Raw genomic sequence first — 25052 nt, 5'->3', positions numbered from 1 at the left:
ATGGCAAAGCAATCAGATAAAGAGCTGGAAGCCGGACTACCCAAAGAGTTCAGCAATCTGAAGGCAAAGCATCCAGATGCGATGCTCCTTTTTCGGGAGGGTGACTTCTATAAACTCTACAAAGAAGATGCCGTAAAAGCCGCCTTGATTCTCGGTATAGCCACGATGGACAAACTGACTTCGGGCATTGAGAAGAAGATAAAGACCGCCGAGTTTCCAAGAACCGTATTGGACACCTATCTGCCCAAACTCATCCGTGCCGGAGCACGTGTCGCCATCTGTGACAGGCTTGAAGTTGTAGAGAAAATAAGGAAGAATGAGGAGCCAATCCTATCAAACAATATCGATATGACAAAGAAGAGTAAAGAGAAGGTTGTGCAGGAAGAGCCTGCCAAGACTGTGAAGAACGCAGCCGGGAAGAAACCTGCCAAGGAAAAGAAGGTGGAAACACAAGTGGAAGCCAAGAGTGAACAGAAAGCCGAGGCGAAACAGGAACGCAAACCGCGCGAGCCTCAAATGGTAACTGCCGCCGGTGAGAAAGTGACCCACGGCCATGCCTACCAAAGCAAAGCCAATCCTGAAGAGTGGTACTTCACCGCCAAGATGGACGGCAAGCAGTTGAAGCCCCAGCGGATGGATGCTGCCGACCTTGCCGCCTACCAGAAGAAGGAAATGACCGTGCCTCAGTTGATGGAACGCTATTATCCCACCAAGCTGATGCCCAAGGTTTCGGAGGAAGCCTTCAAGATGCCGAAGTCCATTGCCGGACCGGAAGGTAATATCTCCGTGGAGAAGTTCAATGTTTATAAGGAGAAGGATGAGCAGCGTGCCGACTATGGCAAGTATAAGTTCTACGCGCAAATCGGTGATTCCAAGATGTCGGCAGTCGCTTCAAGACAGGACTTGAATGCCTACTTCGACCGGGTAATGACTCCGGCCCAGTTGGTGGAAAAGAACTTCGGTGAGCGTCTGCATCTGAAATCAGCCTACGAGAAGTACCAGCTTCCCGAAGGCATAGACCCGAAAGGTGTGCGTGTGGCGAAAGACCGAGGTGACAACAAGTGGAAGGTGTCCGTGGATATGGGCGACAAAGGCCGCACCACCAAGCATGAAATCTCCTTCGATGACGGCTATTCCCTTTTCAAGGCAAAGACCGCCACCCGGGAACAGATTGCAGCCAAGTATCTCAATACGGAAATCACAGGTATGCTTGCGGCAAAAAGTGTCAAGGTGGAGAAATCTACATCCATGAAAAGGTAACGCAATCAGACAACAATTTAATGATAAAAGAAAAACAAGATATGAGTGAAAAAATGAAGCACGAGGAGTTGGTGGAACTCCTTCAGGAGGGTAAAATCGGTTATCTCCGTTTTGTCATGGAGAGTGAGAACGAACAGGATTATTTAGAGTGGTGCCGTACCCACGGCACAGACCCCTCGGATGAATCCGCAGAGTTTTATATCGAGCAGACGGACATCGAACAGATGGACCGTCAGGTAATGGACGACGAGGACTATGGCATCTGGAACTAATTACAATCCATCAGCTTCGGGCAATGCCGGTCAGGTCGCTTTGGATAAGTTTGCGGCGATGATGATTGACCGTATGGAGCAGATGAAAGCCTCCGACTGGAAGAAAGGCTGGATTGGCGGTGCATCGGGTTATGCCGGCTTGCCGCAGAACGTGGGCGGCAGGAACTATTCCGGCTCCAACTCGTTGTTCCTCCAACTTCATACGGCAGCGAATGGTTATGACCTCCCTGTTTACCTGACCTTCAAGCAGGCGCATAACCTCAAAGCCCATGTACTGAAAGGAGAACACGCCTTTCCGGTGGTCTATTGGGATATGCTGGTGAAGGACAAGAACGGACAGAAAATCAGTTCGGATGAATACCGTGCCATGAGCCGCGAGGAACGGAAAGATTTGGAAGCGATACCTTTTATCAAGGCTTTCCCGGTTTATAACGTGGCGCAGACCAATCTGGCAGAGGTACAGCCGGAACGTATGCAAAAGCTGCTGGATAAATTCAAAGTACCGGAGCTTCGAGATACCGAAGGTATGTATGCCCATGCCGCTCTTGACCGTATGGTACAGACCCAAGGGTGGCTCTGCCCGATACAGGCGGACAAGCGGGTGGACGGTGCTTATTATTCTCCCTTGGCAGACCGGATTGTTGTTCCCTTGAAGGAGCAGTTCAACATCGGTAATACACCGGAGGAAATCTATCGCGGAGGTATGGAGTATTATTCCACCATGCTCCACGAAATGACGCACTCGACCATGACGGCTGAACGACTGAACCGAGAAATGGGTGGCAAGTTCGGAGACCCGAAATATGCGAAGGAGGAATTGGTGGCGGAACTGACGGCTGCCATGATCAGCCATTCGATGGGATTTGATTCCAAGATAACGGACAACTCAGCAGCCTATCTGGATTCGTGGATTGGTGTCCTGAAGAAGGAACCGAAATTCATCGTTTCCATCATGGCGGATGTGAACAAGGCATCAGACTTGATACTTGACCACGTGGACAAGCAACGGTTGGCATTGGGCGAACAGCCTTACCTTGCCAAGAACGACCCTTTTGCTCCCTTGGGTGCTGATGAGGAAATTCCCTTCAAGAATGCCGCCATTATCAAGACCCGTTCCGGTGACTATGCCATCCGTGCTTCTTACAATGGTGTGGAGTTGGGATTGAAGAAAGTTACCAAGGACACGGCAAAAACGTTCTTTCAGCTTACTGACCAAAAAGATAAGTCGGCATTTCTGAATATGACGGCACGTAAGACATACGAGCCGGAGTTGACAGTTATGCGGAGAAGTCAGAAGGTAAGTTCCGGGATTAGCTTGTAATCATTCTGTAAATCTTAGCGATTATGAGTGATTACAAAGTAAACTTCAAAGACATGAAATCCCGTGTGGGTGTGGATGACGTAGCTTATACGTTGGGCTACCGTCTGGACCGAAAAGCCGGTGTCGGCAAATATATCGAGCTGGTATTGGGCGAAGGCAACAACAGACGTGACACCCTCATTGTAAGCCATCCGCATAACAAGGCGGCTCAGACTTTCTTCCGCAGGGATGGCTCCAAAGGTGATGTGGTCACTCTCATCCGTGAGAATCTCAATTCATTCTTGGTATCGGGTAAGGACGATTGGCAGAAGATTGCCAAAGTAATGGCACGCTTTGCCAATATGCCCGAACCCGAATACCGGGAAGATAGAGAGTATATCAAATCTGTCAGACACGATGCCGTATTTGATGAATCACGCTATGAAGTAAAGCCGATTGATACCAACAAAATACCGGTACTATTCTCCCAACGGGGCATTTCGGATGATACCGTGAAAGAACTTTCATCTTTTATTTTTCTTGTCAGAGATAAGCGGAACGGAAAATTTGACGGTTACAACATCGGTTTTCCTTATACCAACGGACATAGTGACGAAGCCAACGGCTACGAGATTCGTGGCTATGGCGGTTACAAATCAAAGGCGGCAGGTACGGATTCGTCCTCTTCGGCTTGGGTAGCAGACCTGACAGGTGGCAATCGTGAGGCTGTACGAAGCGTGTTCTTCTGTGAGTCAGCTTTCGATGCAATGGCTTTCTATCAAATGAACAAGATACTGTTAGGTACGGATGTGGCTTTGGTCTCATTGGGTGGTACGTTCTCTGACAAGCAGATAACCGAGACTATGGCACGTTTCCCTAATGCGAGGGCGTTTGACTGTTTCGACAATGATTTAGCCGGACGTATCTATGGATTGCGTATGATGGCGATACTGGAGGATATTCCAATGAAAATCAGTAAAAAGGATGATGTTCTTTCTATTGAAGCCAAAGGAAAGTCCTTTGAATTGAATACGGAACGCTCTTTAACGGCACAGGTCAGCGAGAAACTATCCATTCGTTACAAGATGGGTCAATGGCTACCACCCAAGGCTTTCAAGGATTGGAACGACTGTCTGATGAACAAGTCGATGATGCCGATAATCTCTCCGCATAAAGAGGAACGTGAACACAACTTGACTGAACGCAGAAATGCAGGTCTTAAAATGTGAAGTATATGATAAGAATAAAATCAAAAGTGGCGGCATTGGCCATTCTATCAGTTTCCCTGATGAACGGCTTGCCTACATTTGCCCAGCAGACCGACCCGGCATTGACGGGTGCGGTGATTGCCCAGACGGTGGAATTGAAGAATATCCACAAGCAACGTAAGAAAAGACAGGAACAGATTATCGCTGCCGAGACAGCCGTGACCTTGGCCCTTGACCGTATTCACTCTGTGGAGAACAAGATGCTGGAATACCTCTCCAATGCGCAGGGTGCGATGCAGAACCTCTACCAGATTAAACGTGCAGGGGAATTGGTTACGACTGAGATACCAAAGAACTGCAGCCTGTTGACCAAATCTGTCGGGCATAATCTGAAAGGTACGGCTATCGCTGCCATCGTGTCGGACGAGCTGACGGATGCGGCAACACAGATGGCGGCTCTCTATCCGTTCATGAAACAGTTAGTGACTTCGGGCAGTTACAACGTGCCCGGTGGGGACGGGAAGAACGAGAAGCACAAGGTGAACTTGCTCAACTCCTCCGAGCGGTACTATATCGCCAATGAGGTGGTGACCCGACTGGAAGCCATCAACACGGATTTATTCATATTGGCATGGCAGGTTCGTACCTTATCCTGGAATGACCTCTGGTTCTCTCTTGACCCGGAGGGTTGGGCAAGTGTGATGTCTGGCAAAAATATCATTGACGGCATTGTGTCGGAATGGAATCAAGGCTACTTGCTTAAATGGTAAATCGAATGGATTTAGAACTCAATTAGAATAATAATCAAATAACGTATAATCAACATTCAAATAGTATGACAATGACAACAGAAAAGAAAATCATTGGTCGTTGCCCCTTTTGTGGCGGCAACGTAGTGAAGACCTGCAAGGGTTATCGCTGCGAGAATAATATGGGAGAACATCCCTCGTGTGTGCTGAACATCAATGCCATTCTTGGCAACCGTAAAATGGCGGATAATGAGATAGCAGAACTGCTTACCAATCGTTCCGTTCTATTGGATGGCTTCACCAGCAAGGAAGGAAAAGCCTTTCCTACCGTACTTGAACTGGCTGATGACGGGAACATCAATATGCAGGCGGTTATCGGTAAATGTCCTCATTGTGGCGGTGAAATCCGTGTGGGAAGTCGTGCCTTCAACTGTTCCAACTATGGCAATCAGGAATCTCCCTGTTCGTTTGCCATCTGGCGAAATATCGGTGGGCATCAGGTAACTTTGGCTGAAGCCAAGGAACTTTGTGAGAAAGGCATCACTTCTAATGAACTGGAGATGTATCGTGAGGACGGTTCGGTGTACCGCAAGCGTCTGGGTGTCTCTCCTGACAAACTCCAAATTGTGAAGATATGAGACCGGGTACAAGATTAGCCATTATATTGGCTTCGATTATTCTGTTTTGGGGCGTTGTGGGTTATCTCGTTTTCCGTGGTTATAATCCGAAGAAGCGTGCCGTCGAGGTGGCTGAACTGGCATTGAAGGCTTCGGTGGATAATCCGAAAGCTGTCAAGATTATCGGTATCAGCCAGCCGGATTCCGTGTTTGGCAGGGAGTATATTACGATGGACGAGAAGATGATTCTCTCTATGGCGATGATGAAAATCAACGAGAAGGTGATGATACTGACTGACGGGTTGGAGAACTTCAATCCTGACGACAAGGAGATTGCCGGACTGATGGAGCGTCAGATGGAGGCGATGTCGGTAATTCGTTCTATGACTCCACAGTCAAATGATAATGTCAAAAAATCATTTACCGGTTGGAAAGTCAAGATTGAATACAAAAATGTTGATGCCAATGGCAAGCCTTATCATTCCGAATACTGGTTCATATTAGACAAAGAGGCTCATTGTGTCATCAAGTCTTTTGAGATTCCTTTGATGTAGAAAATATATTTTTCCTCTTTCATAATGTGTTGCCCCGGCATCCGGGAACCGCAAGGTTCAAGGGTGTCGGGGATTTTTGTGCCTGTTATCTTCATTCGGTCATCCGCGCTCCCGGTTCTATTTCCCGATACAAAGTAACGGAGGGCGGTGCCGACAGCAAATGCCGCTGCTCTTGTCTGCACGGAAAGCAGACGGCAGCCTTCCGCAATTTGTGCCAAATTGGGTATTCCGTCTCTTTCTTTCCGCTTGCCACATTTGCCTTACGCCCCTTGTTCCTCCGTGTGATGGCATCGTAAAAATCACCCGGAAGCGAGAAGCCAAAAGGCTTCAAACAAAAGGGAAAAAATTAGAACATATGGCAATCACACTTAAAGACAGAGAGGAAAAGATAAACCTCAAAGGGAATGTTTACGAACTGACCTTGTTGTGGAACAGAGAGGACATCCGCAGATGCGCTTTCGGTATGGCTCCCGATTATGCTCATATCCGCAAGGATGGCAAGAACTTCGCTTTGATAGAGTGCTACTCTAATAATAAAGGCTTTTCGGTTGAGTGTTTCCATCGCTTGTTGGTTAAGCCGGAGTGGAAAGTGTTGTTCCGCAGTGAGGACATCAATACCATCCCATTGGAGGAACTTTTAGAGAGGTTGCCGATAGGATAGTAAATGTATAACAACTTAAAACGAACATATATGAAAGGAACAGAGCAATTTAAAGAGATTATCAAAAACTACCTTGATAACCGAGCAAAGGAGGATGAACTTTTTCGTGCCAAGTATGAAGCTACAGCACGTAGCATTGATGATATTGTAACTTATATTTTCAATGAAGTTCAACATTCAGGTTGTTGCGGTTTTTCCGATATGGAGGTGTTCTCTATGGCAGTCCATGCAGCAGAAGAGCCAACATTGATAATTGGCGAGCCATTATCTTGTAATGTTGTAGTGAACCACCATATAGACTTGACAGAGGAGGAAAAGGCTGAACAAAGGGACATCGCCCTCAAACGCTATCAAGAGGAGGAGTTTCGCAAGATACAAGTCAGAAACTCCCGACCCAAGCCAAGCAAACCCAAAGTTCCCCAACAAACCGAGTTATCACTATTTGATTTTTAAGCGTATGAAACCAAGAAACAAGTTTGAGAAATTGGTGGCAGCTTCCAATGAGAAGCTGACCGCCATCGGCTCTAAAGCCGTGGAGTGGGCAATAAGAAACGTCGTGAAACACATTGCGTTCCGTACATCAAACCGTAAATGTACGTGTGGCGATTGCGGAGAAAAGTTTGATTATGAGGGAAAAGGTAAGTTTGTACGTTGTCCTCATTGCGGACACCGCTTGCAAGTAACCGATACGTTGAAGCGCAAGTACCAGGAGAGGAGCTACTTTTCTACCCTTGAAGCGATTGACGGATTGCAAGTGCAGCGAGTATTCCTTTTGACGGTCATTTACCACAAAGGGAAACCGATGGATTTCTATAATTATGAAATATGCCGTTTGTGGCTCAATGCCAAAGGACAAGTGGCGGTTACTTCAAGAATGAAAACCAGAGGTTATTATCAAGACCGCTTTAGTTTTGCCAGTCCGATAGAGTTGAGGAGATTGTCTGATATCTATATGGTCATATCCGATACTTATATCTATCCTTATTATTCTGCCCTTCCCGAATTGAGACGGAACGGAATGAAAGGCAAATTGCCCGATTGCCATCCGCTCAAACTGATGAAATCTCTCTTATCTGACCACCGGATGGAAACAATGATGAAAACGAGAGACTACAAGGCGGTTGAGTATTTTGTCTATCACGCTTTCGACCTTAATAACTGTTGGCAGTCGTACAAAGTAGCTTCACGGCATCATTATCGGATTGAGGACTTCGGTACTTGGTGCGACATCATCCGCTTGCTTGACAAGTGCGGTAAGGACATCCGTAATGTCAAGTATATCTGTCCGATAAACTTGAAAACCGGGCATGACCATTGGTTGAAGAAAGCGGATGCCATTGAGCAAAAGCGTAGGGATATGGAGCGGATGGCAAAAGCCAAGGCACACGAAGCCGAGTTTTACAGGAACAAGTCCTGCTTCTTCGGCATTGTCATCAGCGATGAAGATATAGAAATTTCCGTATTGGATTCGCTGGAGGCTTACAAGGAAGAGGGTAACAAGATGAAGCATTGTGTTTTCCAATGCGAATACTATGCCAAGACTGACTCTGTTATTCTATCGGCTCACGACCATCAAGGAAACCGCATCGAGACCGTGGAGTTCAGTTTGAGCCAAGGGAAAGTAGTACAAAGTCGTGGAGTTTGCAACAGCAACACTGAATACCACGATAGGATTATCAAGTTGGTGAATGATAATGCCCACCGCTTCTTGGAGGCAAAAAGGGCAACAGCATAAGTTCCTTTATATATGTTCAAACTCCGACTTCCGCCGTGAGGCGTGGGTCGGAGTTTGAACATATATAAAGAGAGTTATAGCTCTATCAGATTAGCATCATTGAGTTGAGAATAATCTACGTTCATAATGGCACCGTTGGAAAATGTGGTTGCGCCATTATGGGTAATTCCATGTTGTATATGTATATGCCCAAACAAGTGCAGCCGTGGATGAATCTGTGTAATCCGTTGCAACAATTCTTCCGAGCCGTAGTTTATGTTATCATCAAAGTCTAATATGCCGTATGGCGGACAATGCGTTATCAACACATCGGTATCGGAAGGTATTTCGGCATAGTTCCGGTTTTGTCGGTCACTGATGCAGTCACTCATGAACATGGGTACACCATAGAACTTCAAACCTTCAATTTCCAAACCGGAATTGCATAGATAATGGACATTGTTGTTAAGGCCACTGATGTTTGCCCCATACAGACATTCATCATGGTTACCACAGATGAATATCTTGTGCGGATATGGGAGGTCACAAAACCAGTTCAAGAAGTCAAGGGCTTCCTTCTCGCTTCCTGACATAGTGAAATCACCAGAATGGACAAGAATGTCCGCTTCGGGCAAGTCGTATAGCCGATGATGGCAACCGTGAGTATCTGATAGGTGTAAAATTCTCATTTTATGATATATCGTCTGTTAAGGTAATCCATCCACTCATTGAGATTAGGAATGTTGGCTTCATTCAGACACTCCTGCATCAAGGGGAACAGATCTTCGTAGGTGATGTGCTTGAATGTTTGCAATCCGGCCGGAGTCAGCTTGGATTCGTATTCGCCCCAGATTTCCGAGAAATGCCCGTTTCCTTTGGGATAAACCGTGAGACTTGTAAACTCCGTAAGTTTATCATCTTGGTTCTCGCACAATCCGAGTATCATGGATGCACCAAGAATGTGGTTGCGCCATATCTGGCGGTAACGGTTGGCTGTCACATGGGATGTCATCCTCTCTTTGTCTTCAAACGGTACGTCTGCTATAAACTCCGGTTTGAACCAGCCGCAGGCATTGCTTGGGTTGCTGTAATTGTCTGCAAGATGAATGCCGGAAGCATTATGTGTTTCTTCCCATTCTTTCGTGCCATGCTTGATAAGATACTCCTTTTCCGTGTATTTCACCTCAATGCCAATGCCGCCCTTCTCACCGGGATTTGCTCCCATGGGAGCATATTCGATGTAAACATCAAAGGATGTGCCATCTTTAAGCCCTCCGGGGTTATGCTCAACAAGTATCTGGCTGATGGTAGCTATTCGTTCCTCTCCGAGAATACGATTGAACAGGCGGGCTGTCCCATCCAGGTCATGTCGCATGGGAAAGAATACGTTGTATGGGATGTGTTCGCTGCGCAAAAGATTTGTAACCATTTGCCCTTTTGTCAAAGAAGCTTCTTTGTCAACTTCTTCCGTTATCTCTTTTCGGAATCCGCTGAAGAAAATGCGATAAAGGTTATGCTCATCACGGCAATCCTTCCAAGTTAAAGAACTTTTTACCTCTATCTTATATTTCTTGCCGTTCTTCCGAATAGTACGGATAGGAAATCTATCAGCGGCAATGTTAATCTCCGGGTCATTGACCTTGAAATCTATTTGATGTTGTCTGGCTATAGCCTTAAATTCAGCGTGTTTCATAATCTACTTTTGGGGCAAATATAATATGATGATACTATTTCTTTCCGTATTCAGTTTTCTCTTCTGCTACCATGCCGTACTCCGTTTGTGTCGGAAGCATATATTCTTTGGGGGACGTGGCTTTGCCGGGTTGTGTTAATGCCGGATTCAGCCGTTCTTTCAATTTCGTGTTGCGTTTCAGCACCGACATATTGCGGATGGCGAAAGACAATGCTTTCTTTGTTCCTACCAGTACACAAATCTTCTTAGCACGGGTGATACCTGTATAGATAAGGTTGCGTTGGAGCATCACGTAGTGCGTCATCAGGACAGGCATCACCACGATGGGATATTCCGAGCCTTGCGACTTGTGGATGGTTGTTGCGTAGGCTAAGGTCAGCTCGTCCAGTTCCGAAACTTCGTATTCCACTAACTTGCCATCGAAGTCCACTTGCAGGGTTCTATCTTCCAAGTTCACTTTCTCTACATATCCCAGGTCACCGTTGAACACATCCTTGTCATAATTGTTGCGGAGTTGCATCACTCTGTCGCCTTGACGGAAGGAATAACCACTTCTGGTCAGTACCAACTGGGAGGTGTTCAGAACGGCTTGTAGGGCTATATTCAGATTGGCTGCACCTACCACCCCTCGTTGCATAGGTGTGAGGACTTGGATGTCGCTTGCCGGGCGGTTGTATGCTTTGGGCAATCGTTCCTTTACCAACTTGACGATGGTTTCCGCCACCTGTTCCGGTTCTTCTATCTGCATGAAGAAGAAATCGGTCTGCTTGCCGTTGCTGGTGTCGGGGAACTGTCCCTTGTTGATGGCATGGGCACTCATGACGATACGGCTGGTCTGTGCCTGTCGGAAGATGCGTGTCAGGCGGATGACCGGTATTCTCTCAGAGTCGATGATGTTACGAAGTACGTTTCCGGCACCTACGCTGGGCAACTGGTCGATGTCGCCCACCAATACCAGGCGCATATTCGTTGGTAAGGCTTTCATCAGGTTGTTCATCAGAATGATGTCTATCATGGAACATTCGTCCACGATAAGGGCATCCCCTTCCAACGGGTTCTCGTCATTGCGTTTGTAACCGTCTTTCGGATTGTATTCCAATAGGCGGTGGATGGTCTTTGCCTCCATCCCTGTCGCTTCACTCATTCGTTTGGCGGCTCGTCCGGTAGGTGCGGCAAGCAGGATGCTCAGTCCCATGCTCTTCAAGGCTGCGATGATTCCTTGTGTGGTGGTGGTCTTTCCCGTTCCGGGACCACCTGTCAGCACCATAACCTTGGAGGCGACTGCTTCACGGATGGCTTCCACCTGCACTTCGTCATACTCTATGCCGGAGGCTTTGGAGATGGCAGCGATGTCTAATGCTTTTTGGAAGAGATTTCCGTCCGCATTATTCAATAATCCGCTCAGACGGTTGGCTGTTCCTACTTCTGCATAATAGAAGGGTGGCATATAGAGTGCGTCACCGTCTTGTATCAGGTCTTCACTCTGCAACATTTCTGACATAGCCTGACGGATGGGTTCTTCGTCCGCCTTCAAGAGTTCGATGGCCGCATTCAGGAGTTGTTCCTCTTCGGCATAGACGTGTCCTTCTTCGGAAAGGTGGCTGAGTGTGTAGGTGATGCCGCTCTTGCAACGACGAAGGTCGTTCTTCTCATAACCCATCTTGGCGGCTATGCCGTCGGCTGTCTTGAAACCGATGCCCCAGATGTCATCTGCCAGTTTATAGGGATTGGCCTTGACGGTATCAATGCTTTCTTTTCCGTATTGACGATAGATTTTGGCAGCGTATGCGGTACTGACTCCATAACCTTGCAGGAAGAGCATCACGTTCTTGATGTCCTTCTGCTTCTCCCAACTCTCGGCAATCTTCTCCACACGTTTCTTGCCGATGCCGGGCACTTCGTGGAGCCGTTCAATATCGGTTTCAATCACATCGATGGTTTCCAGTCCGAAACGACTGACGATAAGTTGGGCGAATTTCGGGCCGATGCCTTTCACCAGTCCGCTGCCCAGGTACTTCTCTATGCCATAGATGGTGGCGGGCATGACCTCTTCCCAACTCTCCGCTACAAACTGGTTGCCGTATCGCTTATCCACTTTCCAATCCCCTTCGCACAGCAGAACACTCCCTGCCGGCACTTCCAACAGATTGCCGACAAGGGTTACAAGGTCATTGTATCCTTTGACCTTGACCCTCATCACCGAATACCCGTTTTCGGGATTTTGGTAGGTGATTCGTTCTACTACACAACGGAGCTTTTGCATATGCTATCAACTAATTCCTTATAATCTGCAAATATAAGCCTTTTAAGAATGTGATTTTGTGATTTATAGCGAAATCTATTTGAATAGAATCAATCTAATACTCATATATCCAATCCATATTATCGTAAGAACACCATTTACTATATAGGGTTTCAATAAATAATATCACACCAAACTGACGAAGAGACATGGATTTTGCGTATTTCTGTTTATCGGGTTCCATATTTTTGAGAGCATTCTCGGCTTTTTTCGTCCACTCTTCAATGCTGATATGATTAGTGCAGAACATCATTTCTCCGTGCCAAAACTTTCCTGATACGTTATTTTTCCACTTTTCTGGACAGGTCAGTTCTCCTTGATAATACTTGAATATTGAAGCATAATCTTCATATTTTCCTGAAAATCCACGTAAGTTGCAGCTTTCTGTCAACGCACAGAATAAGGCATTACAAAACTCTCTCCATGGTTGTTCGCCCGATAATTGTACGTTCTTTATCAGCCAATAGCCATCTTCTTCTATTAACATGAAACGTCCTATTAGGCATCCACTCCTATATACATAGAACCATCCATCATCCAAATATAAGCCATATCTGTTATCCCATCCCGTCGGTGAGCACTTCATTATGTTTTTATAATCTGATTCTGAAAATATAAGACGGTCAAAAGGGTTTGCTACACTTTGCCAAAAATGACGTTCCACGTTTGTTAAAGCTCTATTCTTGGGGTAAAATGTCCTGAATCCGTTGTTTTCGTCCATCATTTCGTGACATAAGGCATGATGATAGCCAAAATGTTCGCCTAAGCAATACAATTCAAACAAGTGGCTTATTTGTCCGTTCTTCGCAAATTTCTTCTTGATAAGATTGTATTGGCAACCATACATGGCACTTGCAAACGAAGCGGTAAGCATAGCTATAAGATGTCTATTTCCTTCCCATTTCATTGCGTTATGAATGGAGGAGGTGAAATCAAAGCCTCTATAGAAAGAGTCCCAAGCACGAAACACACAGGTAAGGATGCTATAATTATCTTTTTCTGAAATAGATTCTTGCCAAGGTTTCCATTTCCAATGTTTGCTAAAATCTACAAACATTTCGTCAGAGTGATAAGCATCGCTTTTAGTGTAGCCATGTCGGAGTTTTCTGATAAGTCCTACCATAAACATTCGAGCATAGTATTCCTCCTTTTCTACAGAAGGAAGTTTCTCGTTACCATTCGGGTAAACCAAGTTGTCATTCCAAGCACACATAAGTTGCCACATCAACCACTGTCCGCCAACTCTTAGCCATTCTTCGGGTGACCATTCTGTATTCCTTACTATGTTGACATTTTGATTGGGTACACTAAGTACATTTATGCTGACTGCTTGCAAATAAGCATGAGCATATAGGGACAACTCAACTTTATCATAGTTGTATGATATGAGTTGATTCCAAAATGTTTCTCTCTCATTCTCATACGTCCAAGCCGCCAAATCACCAATAATTGTGCCTATCATATTTATTTCCTGCTATCAAATAATAGTTGTAGTTTGGTCGAAGCATTTTCTGAAAGGTATTCATCAGCTTGAATATCGCAAACAATCTCATCTTCAAGAAAAGAAATTTGATTATTGCTTACCTTTAGTGGGCCGTGAATGGTAGTGAACACATAATAGCAACTGTCATCAATAGCATGTAATGAGGTTTTGTCCTCTACGAAGTAGGCTGCATTATCATCGCCTACAGCTATGCAATACATTAGATATAATTCTGAGATATTTTCTCCTTTGTGTATGAATACAACTTTATCGCCTTTCTTTGGGAAATTGTGGTATTCACACGGTTGGAAACCTCCCCACCTAAAATAAGCACAGCCATGATTTTCTATGCAAGTGGTAAACTCTTCGTATGCTTCATCATCCAGTTCCATGGCATGCAACAGGTGTTCTGTATTCTCATATTCTTCCTCGTCTTTGCTGACGATGTATATCTTCATCCACAGACTTCCCTTATAGGGGTTAGAACCGTTGACCTGACTAAGCTCACATTCAAAAGCTTCTGCCCAACCCATATCCATCATGTCAGCCAAATCCTTATTATCCGACCGAGGTACATATCCCAAGATGTAGTCAAAATCAAAGTCATCCGGTTCCCCATCATAATCATCGGCCAAGGCTACGGCAATAGCATATTTGTCGTGCTTGTTGTCTTTTTCTCTGACTAATGCAAGTTCAGCCCCCTCATATAACTCATCCCAAACTTCTTCAAGGTTATGGAACGTAATACCTGCTACCTGACACTCCTTGTAGAGAACGCGTTTTTTATCTCTATATAGGTATGGAGGAGCGGGCATCCCCATTGTTACTTTTATCAATTCAGGCTCTTTCGGTGATTCAACATCACCTTGCAGAATAGAGCGGGCAGAATCCTCTGGATCTACACTACTTTCCTCTTCGGGAATTTCCACATTCCAATCAATATCCGTTATTCCTCTTCGTTCTAACTGTTCTTGAAGGTCACGGAGTTCGGCATCGCATTTAGGGCATGTACCAAGGCAATTTCCTTTGTGAGTGCATTCTGATGGTGTGTACTCTAAGTTGTATCGTTCTGCAATCTGTTTTCTGATTGCTTTTAGCATTTCGCATTTTTCTTTTCCTGTACTCATGACCTTATTTTTATAATGTTCTGTAATTATCGCTGTCTGGTAAACTTTTTTGTGGAAAATTTATGATTTTGAGGCATAATTGGATAAGGAACGGACTCCCTCCACAATCCCGAAACAGTTCTTCTATGATAGTTAATATGTTTGATACCACTGCACCCCACAGTCTATACAGACGAATCCTCCATTATCTGACAGACCTATAGTATGACTTCCACATTGGGGACAGCAGACAGGATTATGGTTCGTACTACTATAAATAGAAGATACTTCTTTTCTTTTATATTTTTCCTTATCCAACTTTTCATCCACCCCTGTTGTGTAGTGATGAAAAATGAATGATACTACAAATAAAGAGAAAAACATAATTATTAATGATAAACCTTCGTTAAAATCGAAAACAGATATAGTGAGATAAGATGAAATCAATAGTGTACAAAAGACAACTGCCAATATAAACAGGCAGCCAAACTTACTATATGCAGAGTAAACCCAAGTATGTCTTCCATCTTTTACAGGTGTTTTACTCCTTAGATTGTTTCTTTCATCTTTTTTTGTCTGCTTATCTGTATTTTTATGTTCAACTTTTTGATTTTCATTTTGAGTCTTTGAAAGTATTCTTCGTATTTCAGCCATGTCTGCTTGTCGATTACGAATGAGGCGTTTATGGTTGTCATACTTAAAGTCAGTGTATGATATTTCAATCAGTTTAATACCGTGCTTGGGCAGAACGTCCCTGCGTCGCTGGTCATAAATACGTCGCTGTTCGTCGCGACATACACCACTCACAGTGGTTTTCTTGTTGAAGAAAGCCACCGATTCTGTGTGTTGCCGCTCCTTATATTCTACAACGAGTTTTAATTGGGGATAATACGCATCAACAGGAAGTTTCTTTCCGGGATTCCCATCGCCACGCAGAAAGTCAAAAGTCTGCTGCCTTGATGCTTTTAAACCAAGAACTTCATCGCATAAATCGATGACATAGTGTTCATCGCTATTCTTTCTTGATGTCATATTTCTATTATTTTGTAAACCTATGTTGCAACTGGAGTTATTTCATTAATCAATTTTTGTTGGACAACAATATTTTGTTATATATCTAATCTTAACTACATTGGTAAACCTAAACCTTTTTTTGATGTCTTCGGCGGTTCTATCTGCTTCACTTTCGTTATTGAATCCGGGAATGATAGGCACTTTAATCGTTGCTTGTTTATCCGTAACGCATCGTTTCAGTATCGTCAAATGCTGTTCTATCATAGATGATACACGTGTGTATGAAGAATATGTATCCGAATCTAAAGATTTGACATCCACAATCCAGTAATCTATTGCCTTGCTTAATTTCCTGATAGTTTCACCGGAACAGCGCAACGAAGTTTCTATTGTAATCTTCCATTTTTCGTTACAAAGGTCACAGAATTCCTCAATAAACTCTGGATATAATGTCGGTTCTCCACCTCCAAAACAAATGCCTCCGTCTGTTGCTTGAAAATAGATGTTGTCAATCTTTACCAAATCATACAACTCACTTGGAGTAAGCAGCATAATACCATTCCTCAGAGTCTTTCCATCATCTTCGTATATCGGCTCATGGCATTTCTCATTCAGGCAATACTTGCATTTGAGTGGGCACCCCATGAAAGCGACAAGCGTGGTTACTCCATGTCCGTCTGTCCCCATACGGAGCCTGCTGATGGTAAAGATGGGTGCTCTTGACATTTTATTCTTCATTATGGATTGTTGGTTTCATCTAAAACTATGATTTAGTGATTAAAAAATCATCCAGTTGTTTGCGAATATACTTAAAATCAACACCTAAGTCAAGTGTCCTGAAATATATAGTGCTACCAGTCTTCCATTTTAATTGACCATCAGGTACAATATCTTCATCTGTCTTTGCATATAGCAGCATTCCATCTACTTTCCCCTGCATATTATCATCTTCATTTAAAACATAGACAAGTATTTGGTTAAGGTTAGCACTGTGAATACTTACCTTATCAAAATGCTCCTGCATAGTTTGACTATAATACTTCGTATCAATTATAAGTGTTCTATCTTTTAGTGTAAGATAGATGTCTGTTTGGAGTATGGGTAATATATCCGTTGTTGATAGCTGTTCGTCAATATTCCATTTGATTTGAGCTGCACGGGCTTTTGTTTCGGGATGTTCCTTTCGATAATACTCTAAGACAAACTTTTCATATAATCTGCACATATGCTCATCAGAAAAGCGACTCATTTTGAATTTCCCTTCTTGGCTTGTCAGTATCATATTGTCAATAATGAAGAAGCAGATATAATGCAACATTTGATATGTTCTACTGTTTCTATCATAACGCAACAAGTTCCACTTAATAGAAAGAGGGGGTATTTCATTCACTTCTGAAAAGAAAAGCATTAGACGTTTAATCGTAAATTTCTGGCTAGTCTTTACAGATGGATGTGATAAAAGTATCTCACATGTTGTTTTAATGATTTGGTTAAATAGACAATTTTCTGACAATTCATCATACTGGCATGATATACGCATTTTTCTCTGCATAAGGTGCTGCACAGTGCCCGGTATATCTATTTTCCCTTTCACTGATGCTATAGATTCAGTTTTAGAAATGTACTCCTTGTGCAGACCTTTTTTTAACTGAAACGATACACCATGAATGAGAATTTCGGCAAGCAATTGATGTATCTCGTCGAAATCCTCACTCTGAATATCTTCATACTGATTACGTTGCAACTCTTGGAAAGCGTATGCCAACATATAGTAGATATTCTTGATGAATATGTTCTTATTCACACTCATTGAAGTAAAAGAGTTAGTTTGTCAATCTCCTGTTGGGCTTTCTTTTCATTGTCGAACCAATATTCAAGAATCATGGGTTTAATGTCAAACTCTATCACATTCTTCAGCCATGCAATGGTATATGTTTCTGTATTAGGCTTACAGAAAAAACTGTGCCCGATACAGAATCCTCTTCCGAACTCTTTTTCTATTGTGTCGTTGAGGTTCTTAATCCCATCTATGACTTTAACAAAAGAAGTATCTCCTATAACTTCTTTTTGGTACTTTATGAATCCTATAGAATCGAATCCGGGTTTCATCTCGAAAAAGCTAAAACGACGACGAAGTGCGTAGTCTATCATAGCCAAACTCCTATCAGCTGTATTCATCATTCCGATGATGTATAGATTTTTGGGGACAGAAAACAGTTCGTCCTTATAAGCCAATTTGATTTCTGTATCGCGATAATCACTTTCTATCAGCATCAGTAATTCTCCGAAGATTTTACTCAGATTACCACGGTTAATCTCATCAATAATAAAGAAATGTTGCTTTTCTGGATTGTTCTGAGCAACCTTACAGAAGTTATAGAAAATACCATTACGCAACTCAAAACCTCCTTCTGCATTTGGTTTGTAGCCCATGATAAAATCTTCATAACTGTAGTTCTGATGAAACTGGACAAATTCTATTCGGGAATCATCCTTTTCTCCCATTAGGGCATAAGCCAATCGTTTGGCAGAATAAGTCTTGCCCACACCGGGTGCTCCTTGAAGAATTACATTCTTCTTCATTTTGAGAAGCATAGTTAATTTGTCGTATTCCTCTTCGTTCATGAACACGTCAGACAAGAAATTCTCTTTTTCATACTTTTGCGACTTTACATCCGTACGAATTGGATTCTGTTCCCGAATGACATCCATCAGTTCCTTGTATTCATCTGTGGAAAGTTTGAATAAAGAACCATTCATATTCTTGAAAAATTCCATCCCCGCAAAAACAGGATTCTCCTTAATAGATAGGAAATCAATGGCAGAAAGCAATGTTTCTGTCTTTTTGAAATAGAAATACTTGTCATCCGTATCCTTTGACACTTCTGCTAAGGCTACAATTTTCTTTGTAGGAGTGGCTTCATATCCTATTATCAAATCACCTTCTTTAGCATCCAGAAAGTTTTGAAATATCCGTCGTTGGTTGCCATTATCATTATATAGCGTATAATCTTGTTCTTCACCAACTTTCATTTTGTCAAAGCTCCATATTTTGGGACTGGCCACAAGCCACCAATATCGTCTGGATTCTTTACCCTCAAACATATCCTCCAAGGTTCTAACGTAATTGGTGTATTGAGTAACGTCAGTCAGGGTCTTTTGAACTGTATTATGCGGAGCTTCCCATTCTCCAATATGCGTCCATTTAACCCTTCTGACATTCATGTAGTCTGAATAATCTTCGTTATAGATATATTCAGACATCACAATGCCACGACCGACAAATTTCTTTTGTCCGGCTTTGGCATATATTATATCTCCCGGGGTCATTTCGTTGCAGAATTGCCAAATGGCCAAACTGTCATTCTTAAATGATGCGTCAGGCTTATCATAGATTGTCTGCATACGTTTCTTTACATCATCAAGAGATGGGTATTGACGATAATCGCCCATTTCGTCCCATCCGATACTGATGATGTTATCTTGTTGGCATAAATCCCATTTACTTGCACGGTCACCCGGTGCGCAAATCCAGTATTTGATTTCCTGCTTTGTTTCTGTTTTCTTTTTATTTTCAGCTTCCAGAATACTCAGAAGTTCCCCATAGAAGACAAAGAGGTTTTTGTCTCCTTTTTGCTTCATCAAGAACTGCTGTATGTCAGATGTCTTTTTCCCTTTAAGGGTGTTTATCTTAAAATATCTTGCCAATGTGTCCAACATATCCCGTTTATAAATGGGGACAAGGGACATATTGGAATATAAGAAAGCAATCTTCCATGTAGTTACAGGCCACAACTCGTTTATCTTTTCAATTTCGTTCCATTGTGCATTACTGGCGTGTTCAGCTATCTTCACTATTGCATTCTTGACATTGTTAAATGCCTCTTCTGATGTACTGCCTAAACGACTACTCCAAGAATAGTTATCATCATGTGTATATTTCCCATTATCCTGCTTAGGAAATTTGTCGAACTTGAATATACCAAATTTATAGGCGGCACCTCCCCATATTGACCCTAATTCGGATGTCTTTGATTCAAGCCAATAGCAAAATGAATCTTCCCTGTTCAAATTTGTATATTGCTCCAAAGTCATGTCCTTCAATTTCTCTAGAGGGAATGCCTTTTGAAAATCGTTATATAATTGTTCTCTATCTTTAGCTTCCATACCATTCTATTTTGATTATACTTCGTCTGAATCTGCATAGAGTTCACACTGACGAATAACTGTTTCAAGTGCAGCTTCTTGTTCTTCTGGTGGGTATTTGTACTTTTTGAGCAATCGTTTCACCATAGAGCGCATCTTGGCACGAGCCGACTCTTTCTGCCGCCAGTCAATCGTTTTGCTACTGCGTAAGGCTTCGGTCAGTTCCTTTGCCATCGCAACAAGTTGGTCGTTTTCGTAGAAATCCCTTACGGCTTGTGGTTTTGTCAAAGCATCGTAAAATGCTTGTTCTTCTTCTGTCAGTCCCAATTCTGATGCTTGCTCTGCATTCGCTTTCAGCTCCTGCGCCATTTTTAGCAACTCTTTTATCACCTCCTCGTTGGAAATCAAGCCACGCAAGTATTCGGCAAGTCGGGCATCAAGCATTTCACTAAACTTTTCGGCTTCTACCATTCTCTTTTTAGCATGTTTCCTGATATGTTCTTCAAGTAAACGTTTGAGAAGTTCGAGCGCAAAATTTTTCTCTTTCATCTCGGCAATCTCTTTCAAAAAATTCTCGTCAAAAAGAGAAAATTCAGTCCCTTTGGTGCTGAGTATTTCCACCACGCCGTCAGCCTTGATAGCCACTTTGAGCAACTGTGTAATACGCTCGTCTATAATTTTTCGAGTAATATTTTTGTTTCCCGTAAGGCGCAAAAGCAATGTCCTAACCGCTTCAAAGTATGCTTCTTCATAACGTTCCGCTGGAGTCAGCAGGCTACGACAAAGCGATGCAGCTTGTGCCAGACGTTTGCTTTCTTCCATAAATACCTTTTGTGCTTCGGCAGGAACGGAGTCCACTAAAATAATGTTGCCGTTTTCATCAGTCTGGGTGGTAGGTTGAGAGGAAACAAGATTGTTCTTGTCAAGCAGCACGTTTACACCACCTCTTATAAGATTGGCTCGTTGCAAGTTGGAACAGTCTGCAAACGCTGAATAGTCGTAGTCATCCATACATTCACGGCAACGCTTTAGTGCAGCAACAAATTGCTGATAAGCGGTAGTCTTGATATTCGGGTCACCAAAGCGTTTCTTGTCACGTCCTGTATAGTCGTGCATGGCTTTTTTAAGAGCCTTGGCTATGCCAATATAATCTACCACCAAACCACCGCTCTTTTCCGGGAAAACACGATTTACCCTGGCAATAGCCTGCATCAGATTATGCCCCTTCATGGGCTTGTAAACGTACATCGTGGCAAGCGAAGGTACATCAAAACCTGTGAGCCACATATCCACGACAATAGCGATTTTCAATGGTGAATTGTTGTCTTTGAACTGACGAGCCAGTTCCTCTTTTCGTGCGCCAGAGCCAATAATGTCATTCCATTCCACTGGATCTTGGTTTCCTTGTGTCATGACAACACAAATAATGTCTTTCCACTGAGGACGAAGTTCTATCAGCTTTTTGTAAATATCAATTCCGGTAGCACGGTCTATCGCCACAATCAAAGCCTTGCCCGTAAGCAAATCGGCACGGTTGTTCTCGTAGTGACCTATGATGTCTTTACACAGGGTATCGATAGTTTGTGGTGCTGAGAGTAGGGCATGAATACGTGCGTTTTCATCCTTGGAGCGTTTGATGTCCTGTTCCTCTGCTCCTTCTTCCGCAAGCTTTTCATACTCGTTATCCAGCAATTTAAGCGTATCGGCATCCAAATCCAATTTTAACAAGCGACTTTCATAATAGACAGGAACAGTGGCACCGTCTTCCACGGCTTGGGTCATGTCGTAGATGTCAATATAGTTGCCGAATACTTCTCTTGTATCGTTATCGTCTTGCTCGATAGGTGTACCTGTAAAACCGATGAACGCAGCATGAGGCAAAAGTTTACGTACGATAGCCGCAAAGCCAAGTTTTAGTTCACCGGTTTCTGTATCTACCTTTGTTCTTGTGTTTGATTGTGTACGATGGGCTTCATCACTAATCACAATTACATCAGAACGATTGGTAATCAGTTTGTCACGGTCTTTGAATTTTTGGATGTTGGCAAAGATGATACCATGACTTTTACGCTTTTCAAGCAGTTCATACAAGTGTTCGCCATCAGTAGCCTTTATAGGCGTTTGGCGTAAGTAATCGCTACAAGCCGCAAAAGTGTTATGCAGTTGGTCGTTCAAATCGAGGCGGTCGGTCAATACAAGTAAGGTGGCACTCAGCAGATTTTTCAAAAGTTGATGGGCATAGAATACCATTGAAAGACTCTTGCCAGAACCTTGTGTGTGCCAAAATACACCAATTTTACCGTCATTACGTTGTAAGGCTTGTTTTGTGCAGTCAAGAGCTTTCTTAACGGCAAAATATTGATGGTAGCCTGCAAGTATACGGACTTTTTTATCCACTCCCATTGTAAGAGTGAAATCTGACATAATATCAATGAAGCGATGTTTGGTGAAGATGCCATTGAAAAAAGTCTCAAAGTCAGCAAATGCAGTGCTTTCGTAACTTCCATCTGTGGTTTTCCACTCCATATATCGGTCAAGAGGGGCTGTAATAGTACCCACACGAGTATCAGCCATATCGCTTATCACAAGCATTTGACAAGCAGTAAAGAGTTGTGGAACGATACGCATATAGTTCTGCAACTGTTGGTGTGCTTCCTCCGAATTGGTAACTTCACGGGAAGGAGATTTTAACTCAATGACTGAGACAGGCAGACCATTGACGAACACCACGATGTCAGCACGTTTGGTGGAGTTACCGTTTACAACCGTCCATTGATTGGCAACTACAAATGAGTTGTTGTCTATATTAACAGGGTCTATTATTTTGATATGGTCACTGCGCAATGTTCCTTGCCCGGTTTTGAATGTAACGTCCAAACCATTTTGTAACCAGTCGGTAAGGGTCACGTTTGCGCTAACCAAAGGCTGGCTGAATAGTTCACGGATTTGTCGGATAGCTTCGTCAACGGCTCCAGTTTTGTCTGTTCCATTGATAATCAACATTGCTTTGCGTAATGCTCCCGGTATGGTAGCATCAGTGAGTTCTCGACAGGTATCGGATTCGAGTTCCGGGCCATAATGATATTCATAGCCCATATCCTTGAACAAGGAGATAATCGACTGCTCGTATGAATCTTCTGTAAAATGGAACGTTTTAGGCATAATAGGTTGGAATTAAATTATCATTTATCCGGCGGTTCAGCTCAATTTTAGAGTCGAGAGAAGAAAGGATAGACGAGATGCGTTTTTGTTCATTTATGCTTGGTGCCATAAATGAATAATTCCTCATTGTTTCCAATGATACATTTTTAATTGTAGTACCTGTAGCTAAACGTGTTATTGCATCTTTAAATTGTTGCGAGGCTACAACATAATATATAAAATTCAAGTCGAAATTTTCAGCCACATTAAAGTAACAAGCACTTTTGCCCAAAATACATGCTTCTCCTTTATATTTTGCAACATTGCCGATTGTTCCATTGATAGAAACGAATATAGTTCGCTGGGTTAGATTTTTCCTATACTTATTAGCTTCTTCTTCTGAAACACGCTTTGTTGAATCTTTTATCTCAATTTTCCCATCAACAAGATTATTACCATTGATGAAAAACACAGTTCCATTTTCGTCATATTCTGGAGTTCCATGTAAACCATCACCTAAAATGGTGGTTACATCCTTTAATTGATATTCTTTCCACTGTTCCATAAATGAGAATTTAGCAGTTTAAATTGTTAATTTTTAGCCCGCCCGACATCAGTTGTGGGAGAACTGTGTTACGAGTATCTGTAAGCTGCATTATTTCATCCGACAAAAAACGCATTCTTGTAAAAATAGGACTAACAATATGATGGAATCGCTGTAGAACATCAACTGTTGGCATCATTATCGGCATACTTCTTATTATTTTAGAATTAACAGCAGTAGCAATAGATGATGTATTACCCAGAGACGTATAATCGAATTGCTTTAGAAGCAAATACAAATACTCTCGTTCATAATCGTGATTAATCAAGAATCGAGCAATAGCTTCATTTGTTGTAAGTGGACAAGTTGTTATTGAAACTCGTCCAAGCGTGAGTTTGAAACTTAACAAGATAGTACCTTTTGGCACAACGATTATATTAAAAGTTTCTACCGCATCCTTAGTCAGATATTCAGACGTATCGTTAATGAAAAGTCCACATTTGCCAAGATCTGAAATAGAGGCCCATTTACAATCTGTTGATTTTTGGCTAAACCATCGCATTTCATTCCGTGGAGGAGTTTTCCCTATATTTATATTGAAGTATTTTTGAGCTTCGCAAATCTCCCAATTGCTTGGCATTGTGCCTCCAAATGGTTCAAATTCCACGAACCAAGCCTTGAACAACGCTTGTGCCTGCTGCTCTAAATTATCATTTATACGGCGGTTCAGCTCGATTTTTGAGTCGATAGAATGGAGTACGCCCATTACTTTATTTTGCATTTCCATTGGTGGGACGGGAATAAATACTTCCTTAAAGGTGGAAGTTGGCCTTGCTAATGCAGGTACTCCCACTTGAGAAGCATTCACCAACAATCTATGCTGCCCCAAACGTGTGTGAAAAAAATATACAAAGAAATCCGGTCTTATAATATCCTTATTGAGTTTCAATCTAAATTGACTTTGCGATATAACATATCTTTCATACTTCGAATCAAGAGGTATATACACTATTTGCCCCAATGTACCTCTATGGGTAATAACAACATCTCCCCTGAAGGCATTAGCTCTACCAAGAGTATCCGCTTTTTCTTCAGAAACGTAGTTAAACGAATCCTCATTTAATTTGATACCCTGCAAATTTGAGCCATTAAGGACAGGAATACCAGAGTCAATAAAGTTATCGACTTTGATATTTGAGCCAAAAGGCCCCATTGCGATTTCTTCTATTATTTCAGATATTTTATATTCTTTCCACTGTTCCATAAATGAGAATTTAGCAGTTTAAAT

At 42.8% G+C, this 25052-nt stretch carries 22 protein-coding genes; 10 read left to right on the top strand and 12 right to left on the bottom strand.

What is annotated here, in order from left to right; genetic code table 11:
* From MoGM_RS03570 to MoGM_RS03525, 10 genes are all read left to right on the top strand, one after another.
* Positions 1-1260 (top strand): hypothetical protein, encoded by a 1260-nt coding sequence (locus tag MoGM_RS03570; RefSeq protein ID WP_016212941.1) that lies wholly within the window; start codon positions 1-3, stop codon positions 1258-1260.
* Between the two features lie 41 nt (positions 1261-1301).
* Complete coding sequence (locus MoGM_RS03565; RefSeq protein WP_016212942.1) at positions 1302-1532, top strand: hypothetical protein; 231 nt, start codon at positions 1302-1304, stop codon at positions 1530-1532.
* The gene (locus MoGM_RS03560; RefSeq protein WP_016212943.1) at positions 1516-2853 is read left to right on the top strand and encodes an ArdC family protein; all 1338 of its coding nucleotides are present in this window, start codon (positions 1516-1518) and stop codon (positions 2851-2853) included. The genes MoGM_RS03565 and MoGM_RS03560 overlap by 17 nt, the downstream gene beginning before the upstream one ends.
* Before the next feature lie 23 nt (positions 2854-2876).
* Positions 2877-4061, top strand: coding sequence for a toprim domain-containing protein (locus MoGM_RS03555; RefSeq protein WP_104368792.1), 1185 nt, complete (start codon positions 2877-2879; stop codon positions 4059-4061).
* Between the two features lie 5 nt (positions 4062-4066).
* Positions 4067-4810, top strand: a complete 744-nt coding sequence (locus tag MoGM_RS03550) for a hypothetical protein (protein ID WP_104368791.1) — start codon at positions 4067-4069, stop codon at positions 4808-4810.
* Positions 4811-4881: 71 nt separating this feature from the next.
* Entirely contained in the window at positions 4882-5427 is a 546-nt protein-coding gene (locus MoGM_RS03545) for a topoisomerase C-terminal repeat-containing protein (RefSeq protein WP_016212946.1), read from the top strand.
* Positions 5424-5960 (top strand): hypothetical protein, encoded by a 537-nt coding sequence (locus MoGM_RS03540; RefSeq protein WP_016212947.1) that lies wholly within the window; start codon positions 5424-5426, stop codon positions 5958-5960. Before MoGM_RS03545 ends, MoGM_RS03540 begins: the two co-directional genes overlap by 4 nt.
* 355 nt (positions 5961-6315) lie before the next feature.
* Positions 6316-6621: a hypothetical protein gene (locus MoGM_RS03535; RefSeq protein WP_016212948.1), complete on the top strand. Its 306-nt coding sequence runs from the start codon at positions 6316-6318 to the stop codon at positions 6619-6621.
* A 30-nt stretch (positions 6622-6651) separates the two neighbouring features.
* On the top strand, positions 6652-7074 hold the full coding sequence (locus tag MoGM_RS03530) for a PcfK-like family protein (protein ID WP_016212949.1): 423 nt from the start codon (positions 6652-6654) through the stop codon (positions 7072-7074).
* Between the two features lie 4 nt (positions 7075-7078).
* Positions 7079-8356 (top strand): PcfJ domain-containing protein, encoded by a 1278-nt coding sequence (locus MoGM_RS03525; protein WP_016212950.1) that lies wholly within the window; start codon positions 7079-7081, stop codon positions 8354-8356.
* Between the two features lie 74 nt (positions 8357-8430).
* On the opposite strand, the gene MoGM_RS03520 is transcribed toward MoGM_RS03525, so the two are convergent.
* From MoGM_RS03520 to MoGM_RS03465, 12 genes are all read right to left on the bottom strand, one after another.
* Positions 8431-9024, bottom strand: a complete 594-nt coding sequence (locus MoGM_RS03520) for a metallophosphatase domain-containing protein (RefSeq protein WP_016212951.1) — start codon at positions 9022-9024, stop codon at positions 8431-8433.
* Positions 9021-10028 (bottom strand): hypothetical protein, encoded by a 1008-nt coding sequence (locus MoGM_RS03515; RefSeq protein ID WP_104368790.1) that lies wholly within the window; start codon positions 10026-10028, stop codon positions 9021-9023. The genes MoGM_RS03520 and MoGM_RS03515 overlap by 4 nt, the downstream gene beginning before the upstream one ends.
* Positions 10029-10062: 34 nt before the next feature.
* Positions 10063-12291 (bottom strand): ATP-dependent RecD-like DNA helicase, encoded by a 2229-nt coding sequence (locus MoGM_RS03510; protein WP_104368789.1) that lies wholly within the window; start codon positions 12289-12291, stop codon positions 10063-10065.
* Positions 12292-12385: 94 nt separating this feature from the next.
* Positions 12386-13792, bottom strand: a complete 1407-nt coding sequence (locus MoGM_RS03505) for a hypothetical protein (RefSeq protein WP_016212954.1) — start codon at positions 13790-13792, stop codon at positions 12386-12388.
* A gap of 2 nt (positions 13793-13794) precedes the next feature.
* On the bottom strand, positions 13795-14940 hold the full coding sequence (locus MoGM_RS03500) for an HIRAN domain-containing protein (protein WP_016212955.1): 1146 nt from the start codon (positions 14938-14940) through the stop codon (positions 13795-13797).
* 132 nt (positions 14941-15072) lie between these two features.
* A complete protein-coding gene (locus tag MoGM_RS13135) occupies positions 15073-15951 on the bottom strand; it encodes a hypothetical protein (protein WP_016212956.1) in 879 nt (292 codons plus the stop codon).
* A 45-nt stretch (positions 15952-15996) separates the two neighbouring features.
* Positions 15997-16671, bottom strand: coding sequence for a radical SAM protein (locus MoGM_RS03490; RefSeq protein ID WP_044214439.1), 675 nt, complete (start codon positions 16669-16671; stop codon positions 15997-15999).
* Positions 16672-16696: 25 nt separating this feature from the next.
* Complete coding sequence (gene mcrC / locus MoGM_RS03485; protein ID WP_016212958.1) at positions 16697-17743, bottom strand: 5-methylcytosine-specific restriction endonuclease system specificity protein McrC; 1047 nt, start codon at positions 17741-17743, stop codon at positions 16697-16699.
* On the bottom strand, positions 17740-20100 hold the full coding sequence (locus MoGM_RS03480; RefSeq protein ID WP_190311596.1) for an AAA family ATPase: 2361 nt from the start codon (positions 20098-20100) through the stop codon (positions 17740-17742). Before MoGM_RS03480 ends, mcrC begins: the two co-directional genes overlap by 4 nt.
* Positions 20101-20115: 15 nt before the next feature.
* Positions 20116-23241 carry a type I restriction endonuclease subunit R gene (locus MoGM_RS03475; RefSeq protein ID WP_104368788.1) on the bottom strand — a complete coding sequence of 1042 codons (3126 nt, stop codon included), beginning with the start codon at positions 23239-23241 and terminating at the stop codon, positions 20116-20118.
* The gene (locus MoGM_RS03470; protein WP_016212961.1) at positions 23234-23785 is read right to left on the bottom strand and encodes a restriction endonuclease subunit S; all 552 of its coding nucleotides are present in this window, start codon (positions 23783-23785) and stop codon (positions 23234-23236) included. The genes MoGM_RS03475 and MoGM_RS03470 overlap by 8 nt, the downstream gene beginning before the upstream one ends.
* Positions 23786-23795: 10 nt before the next feature.
* Complete coding sequence (locus MoGM_RS03465; protein WP_104368787.1) at positions 23796-25028, bottom strand: restriction endonuclease subunit S; 1233 nt, start codon at positions 25026-25028, stop codon at positions 23796-23798.
* Positions 25029-25052 lie beyond the last annotated feature (24 nt).

The organism is Prevotella sp. MGM1 (genome assembly GCF_002933775.1).
Classification (GTDB): domain Bacteria; phylum Bacteroidota; class Bacteroidia; order Bacteroidales; family Bacteroidaceae; genus Prevotella.
The sequence above is the reverse complement of the archived record's forward strand: the minus strand, read 5'-3'. Positions and strand labels throughout refer to the sequence as shown.